This window comes from Streptomyces eurythermus (assembly GCF_014649115.1).
GTDB classification, from domain to species: domain Bacteria; phylum Actinomycetota; class Actinomycetes; order Streptomycetales; family Streptomycetaceae; genus Streptomyces; species Streptomyces eurythermus.
This window is the reverse complement of sequence record NZ_BMSK01000055.1, coordinates 1-1389: the sequence shown is the minus strand read 5'-3', so window position 1 is coordinate 1389 and position 1389 is coordinate 1. Positions and strand designations below refer to the sequence as shown.

Below are 1389 nucleotides of genomic sequence, written 5' to 3'. Positions count from 1 at the left end.
GGACAAGCCCTCGGCCTATTAGTACCGGTCACCTCCACACGTTACCGTGCTTCCAGATCCGGCCTATCAACCCAGTCGTCTACTGGGAGCCTTACCCCATCAAGTGGGTGGGAGTCCTCATCTCGAAGCAGGCTTCCCGCTTAGATGCTTTCAGCGGTTATCCCTCCCGAACGTAGCCAACCAGCCATGCCCTTGGCAGAACAACTGGCACACCAGAGGTTCGTCCGTCCCGGTCCTCTCGTACTAGGGACAGCCCTTCTCAAGACTCCTACGCGCACAGCGGATAGGGACCGAACTGTCTCACGACGTTCTAAACCCAGCTCGCGTACCGCTTTAATGGGCGAACAGCCCAACCCTTGGGACCGACTCCAGCCCCAGGATGCGACGAGCCGACATCGAGGTGCCAAACCATCCCGTCGATATGGACTCTTGGGGAAGATCAGCCTGTTATCCCCGGGGTACCTTTTATCCGTTGAGCGACGGCGCTTCCACAAGCCACCGCCGGATCACTAGTCCCGACTTTCGTCCCTGCTCGACCCGTCGGTCTCACAGTCAAGCTCCCTTGTGCACTTACACTCAACACCTGATTGCCAACCAGGCTGAGGGAACCTTTGGGCGCCTCCGTTACCCTTTAGGAGGCAACCGCCCCAGTTAAACTACCCATCAGACACTGTCCCTGATCCGGATCACGGACCCAGGTTAGACATCCAGCACGACCAGACTGGTATTTCAACGACGACTCCACCCACACTGGCGTGCGAGCTTCACAGTCTCCCAGCTATCCTACACAAGCCGAACCGAACACCAATATCAAACTGTAGTAAAGGTCCCGGGGTCTTTCCGTCCTGCTGCGCGAAACGAGCATCTTTACTCGTAGTGCAATTTCACCGGGCCTATGGTTGAGACAGTCGAGAAGTCGTTACGCCATTCGTGCAGGTCGGAACTTACCCGACAAGGAATTTCGCTACCTTAGGATGGTTATAGTTACCACCGCCGTTTACTGGCGCTTAAGTTCTCAGCTTCGCCCACCCGAAAGTGAGCTAACCGGTCCCCTTAACGTTCCAGCACCGGGCAGGCGTCAGTCCGTATACATCGCCTTACGGCTTCGCACGGACCTGTGTTTTTAGTAAACAGTCGCTTCTCGCTGGTCTCTGCGGCCACCCCCAGCTCACGGAGTAAATCCGATCACCAGACGTGGCCCCCCTTCTCCCGAAGTTACGGGGGCATTTTGCCGAGTTCCTTAACCATAGTTCACCCGAACGCCTCGGTATTCTCTACCTGACCACCTGAGTCGGTTTAGGGTACGGGCCGCCATGAAACTCGCTAGAGGCTTTTCTCGACAGCATAGGATCATCCACTTCACCACAATCGGCTCGGCATCAGGTCTCA

1 rRNA gene is annotated in these 1389 nt (G+C 56.5%); it reads right to left on the bottom strand.

From position 1 onward, the window contains the following. Positions 1-1389, bottom strand: a 23S ribosomal RNA gene (locus IE251_RS40425); the annotation flags it as partial.